This is a genomic window from Methylomonas rivi (assembly GCF_024505165.1).
GTDB lineage: Bacteria > Pseudomonadota > Gammaproteobacteria > Methylococcales > Methylomonadaceae > Methylomonas > Methylomonas rivi.
On sequence record NZ_JANIBK010000214.1, the window covers coordinates 1 to 4,675 of the forward strand.

The 4,675-nt window shown below is 58.8% G+C and carries 4 protein-coding genes; 3 read left to right on the top strand and 1 reads right to left on the bottom strand.

Annotated features, from left to right (window positions below):
• From NP596_RS19890 to glcF, 3 genes are all read left to right on the top strand, one after another.
• The coding region (locus NP596_RS19890; protein ID WP_305891826.1) for an FAD-linked oxidase C-terminal domain-containing protein at positions 1-772 on the top strand (772 nt) is incomplete at its 5' end.
• Positions 772-1,827: a glycolate oxidase subunit GlcE gene (gene glcE, locus NP596_RS19895; RefSeq protein ID WP_256617138.1), complete on the top strand. Its 1,056-nt coding sequence runs from the start codon at positions 772-774 to the stop codon at positions 1,825-1,827. The genes NP596_RS19890 and glcE, both read left to right, overlap by 1 nt.
• A 3-nt stretch (positions 1,828-1,830) precedes the next feature.
• A complete protein-coding gene (glcF, locus tag NP596_RS19900) occupies positions 1,831-3,042 on the top strand; it encodes a glycolate oxidase subunit GlcF (protein ID WP_256617139.1) in 1,212 nt (403 codons plus the stop codon).
• A gap of 66 nt (positions 3,043-3,108) precedes the next feature.
• Here glcF and NP596_RS19905 read toward each other — a convergent pair.
• A partial coding sequence (locus tag NP596_RS19905; protein WP_256617140.1) for a motility hub landmark protein FimV occupies positions 3,109-4,675 on the bottom strand: 1,567 nt, incomplete at its 5' end.

Below are 4,675 nucleotides of genomic sequence, written 5' to 3' on the forward strand. Positions count from 1 at the left end.
CGTGGAGCAGGCCGGCGCGGCGGTGGCGGCGATCATTGCCGACGGTTTGATGCCGGCGGGCTTGGAGTTGATGGATAACGCCGCGATTCGAGCTACCGAAGCTTTCGTGCATGCCGGCTATCCGGTGGATGCCGCCGCCATCTTATTATGCGAGCTTGACGGATTGCCGGAGCAGGTGGCGGCGGACAGCCGGCGCGCGATCGGCTTATTGCAAAATAATGCGGCGGTCGAGATTCGCACCGCCAGCGACGAGCAGGAACGTAAACGTTTTTGGGCCGGCCGCAAGGCCGCGTTTCCGGCGGTAGGCCGTATCGCCAGCGATTACTATTGCATGGACGGCACCATCCCGCGCAAACAGCTTGCACACGTATTGAAACAGATTGGCACCATGGCCGAAGCCTGCGGCTTGAGCGTGGTGAACGTGTTTCATGCCGGTGACGGCAATCTGCATCCCTTGATTTTATACGACGCCAACAGGGCGGGCGATTTCGAAAAAGCCGAGGTTTTGGGCGGTCAAATATTGGAACTATGCGTGGCGGTCGGCGGCACCATTACCGGCGAGCATGGGGTGGGGCATGAAAAGCTGGGGCAGATGTGCGTGCAGTTTCAGGCGGCCGAACTGGCGCAGTTTCATCGCCTTAAGCAGGCATTCGACCCCTTGGGCTTGCTCAATCCCGGCAAAGCCATCCCGACCTTGCACCGCTGCGCCGAGTTGGGACGCCTGCATGTGCATCACGGCCAGCTGCCGCATCCGGAATTGGAGCGGTTTTGATGCGCGACCGGGATAACGAACTCCAATTACAGCAACAGGTGTCGCGGGCGGTCGAAACCGGGGGTGCTTTGCGTATTGTCGGCGGCAACAGCAAGGCTTTTTATGGCGGCCATTGCACGGCCGATGCCGTGTTAAACATGGCGGATCACTGCGGGGTAATCGATTACGAGCCCAGCGAGCTGGTGATTACGGCGCGGGCGGGTAGCCGTGTTACGGATATTGCCGAAATCTTGGCAGGGCACCGGCAAATGTTGGGCTTCGAGCCGCCGGACTTCGCCGGCCAAGCCACTGTGGGAGGCACGTTGGCCTGCGGATTTTCCGGGCCGAGACGGCCATTTGCCGGCAGCGCGCGCGATTTCATGCTGGGTTGTAAAATCGTCAACGGCCGGGGGCAGATATTGAATTTCGGCGGGCGGGTGATGAAAAACGTGGCCGGGTTCGATGTCTCCCGTTTGATGGTGGGGGCATTGGGTACCTTAGGGGTACTGCTGGAAGCGTCTCTGCGGGTATTGCCCTTGCCGGAAGCGGATTTGACGCTGGCATATGCGTGCACGGAACAGAAGGCTTTAAGCAAAATGCGGCAATTAGCCGGGCAACCCTGGCCACTTTCCGCGATGGCTTACGACGGCGAATGTTTGCGAATCAGATTGTCCGGTGCCGAGACAGCCGTGCTGGCCGCCGCCAGGCAACTGGCGGGGGACGTCGATCAAAAAGGTGACCGCTTCTGGCATGACTTGCGCGAACAGCGCTTAGGTTTTTTTCAATTGCCGGGGCCCTTGTGGCGTATCAGTATTGCGCCCGGGGCACCGCCTTTGGGCTTGGCGGGGCGCGGTTTGCTGGATTGGGGCGGGGCCTTGCGTTGGATAAATACCGACATGCCCGCCGAAGCCATTCATGCCGTAGCGGCGGCGCATGGCGGCCATGCCATTGGTTATCGGGGGACGGACAAAGCCGATTGGTTGCGGCTGGACAGCGGTTTGCTGGGGTTGCAACAGAACATTCGTTTGGCGTTCGACCCGTTAAATTTATTCAATCCAGGCCGGCTGTTTCCTTAATCCATGCAAACCCAACTCGCCGATTTCCTTAAATCCAGCCCCCAGGGCCAGCAAGCCGAGGCTATTTTGCGGCATTGCGTGCATTGCGGGTTTTGTAATGCCGACTGCCCCACCTATCGATTATTGGGCGATGAGCTGGACGGGCCGCGCGGGCGGATTTATCTGATCAAACAGGTTTTGGAAGGCAACCCCGCCACTCGCGCCAGCCAGCAGCACCTGGACCGCTGCTTGACCTGCCGGGCTTGCGAAACCAGTTGTCCTTCCGGCGTGGAATACGGGCGCTTGCTGGACATCGGCCGGAACCTGGTCGAACAACAAGTGCCGCGTGTCTGGCATCAGCGTTTGTTTCGGCAAGTGCTGTTGTTTTGCTTGCCGTTTCCGAGTCGATTTGCCCGGTTGTTGGCCATGGCGAGACTATGCCGTCCCCTGCTGCCGCCACGGCTTAAAAACAAGCTGCCGCTGCCGCAACCTGCCGGTGTCAGGCCAGCCAGGCGACATCGGCGGCGCATGTTGTTATTGGAAGGTTGCGTGCAGCCGGCGCTGGCGCCGCGTATAAACACCGCCGCCGCGCAGGCGCTGGACCGGTTAGGCATTAGCGTGGTTGACGCTCCCTCGGCCGGCTGTTGCGGTGCGCTGGCGTATCATTTGAACGATCAACAAGGCGGCCTGGATGCGATGCGGCGACTGATCGATGCTTGGTGGCCGGCGGTCGAAAGCGGCGTTGAGGCGATAGTCACGACCGCAAGCGGTTGCGGTGTCACGGTTAAGCAATACGAGGAATTATTGCGGCACGATCCGGCCTATGCCCAAAAAGCGGCGCGTATTTCGGATTTGGCTAAAGATATCGGCGAAATCCTGTCTACCGAGGATTTGGCGGTTTTTACCCCCAAGCCTCGCCGGATCGCATTTCATTCCCCCTGTACCTTGCAACACGGGCAACAACTGAACGGCAAGGTAGAAAGGTTATTGATCAAGCTGGGGTTTGAGCTGACTCAGGTTGCCGATGCGCATGTGTGTTGCGGCTCGGCGGGCAGTTACGCCTTGTTGCAACCCACGTTATCGGGCCGGTTGCGGGAGGCTAAAATCCAGGCTTTGCAAGCGCAGCGGCCGGAGTTGATCGCTACCGCGAATATCGGGTGCTGGCTGCAATTACAGGAAACAGCGGCTGTGCCGGTCGTGCATTGGATTGAACTATTGACCGCTGAAGCGGAATAAGCGTCCGCGCGCGACCGGTTTCTTTGGTTTGCCCAAACAGACCGGTAGATAACGGTGTTTTGCGGCTTATTTCAGCTCGTCAAGCAAGGCTTGCGCGGCTTGTTTTTGTTCCGGGGTACCTTTTGCCGCGACTTCCGTGGCGATGGATTTTGCGGCCTCGGCATCGCCCATGTCGATATAGGCTTTCGCCAGATCTATTTTGGTTTCGAATTCGTCCATATCGGTCAGATCGGAGACGCCGAAATCGATGTCGTCATCGATACCGGCGCCGCTGGGCGGCTCAAAGTCGAAGTTAAAGTCGAACTCGTCGGCGGAGTCGGCGCTTGCCTCGCTTAACGGTTCGACTGCTGCCGGTGCCGGTTTCGCTTCGGACTCGTCTTCGCCGAACTCCGGAAATTCGAAACTTTCCAGGCTGGCCATATCGAGCGGTTCGGCACTGGCGGCCGCTTCGCCGCTTGCCTTGCTGTCTGATGCCGCTGTCGAATCAAGATCGAAATTGAAATCGAAACTTTCCAAGGTATCGTTGGCTTCGCTCTCCGCGGCGCCGGCTTCCGGACCGCCCTCTTCGAAGCCGCTCAAATCGAAGTCGATAGACTCGATATCGGGAGTCTCCGCAACAATGTCAGGGCCTGGTTCGGTTTTGCTATCGGGTTTGGCGAACGAACCGAGGTCGAAATCCAGGCTGCTATGGTCCGATTCTTCCGGAAGGCTTAATTGCATTTCAGCCAGTTCGGAATTAATCTCGTCCATTAATTCCATGTCCGGTAGCGTGGGGGCTTTCAGGTCAAGCAGGTCGTCGTTGCCGGAAACCGCCTCGAAGTTAAACGCGTCATCGGCGGTTTCAAAGCTTGCCTGGCCGTTCGATGCCTCATGGGCCGGGCTGGCCGGCGCCGGCTTCAGAGCGTTTGGATTCGCCTGGCCGCCGAATAAAGCCGAGTCGGGAATGATTTCCTTGGCCATGTCCGAGACTTTGCCCCAGAAGGGGCGGTCGGCGTTCTTGCCGGCGTCGGCCAGCTCTTGCGCATAGTCGGCGAAACGCTCTTTATTCTCGTTGGCGTAGAAAATTTCAAGCAGCTTGAGCTTGTAATCGTCTTTATCCGGTTGTTCCTGAATGGCGTGGCGGATCAAGTCTTCGGCTTGTTGGTAGCGGCCGTAAGCCAGATAAACATCGGCTTCCGACATGGGGTCGATATCACTTTGATCGGTGTCGAACGCTTCGAAATCGCTGGGGGTAAAGTCGCTGATAAACGAGCTCTCGCCGACGGTACCGACATCGTAAGCGCCCGTGCTGTTGATGTCCATGACCGGCACCGACAGGCTGCTGTCCGAATCCGGCATTCTGATCTGGCTGGCGGAGGCAAACATGCTTTCGGTGTTGGTTTGGCTCTCGATTTTGCGTTTCCGCCATAACAACCAGCCGAGCAGGCCCATGATGCCGACGCTCAAGCCGCCGATGACCAAGGAATAGGTGGACGAAGAGAAGAAGTCGCTTTCTTCGACGGCCGGTGCTGGAGGCGGCGGCGCGGGTCTAGCCGGTTTCGGCTTCTCGGGGGCCGGAGCCGGTTTAATTTCGGCTTGCGTTTCAGGCGGTGCCACTGCGGCGGTCGGTTCTGAGGCCGGCGGCGTTGGCGCG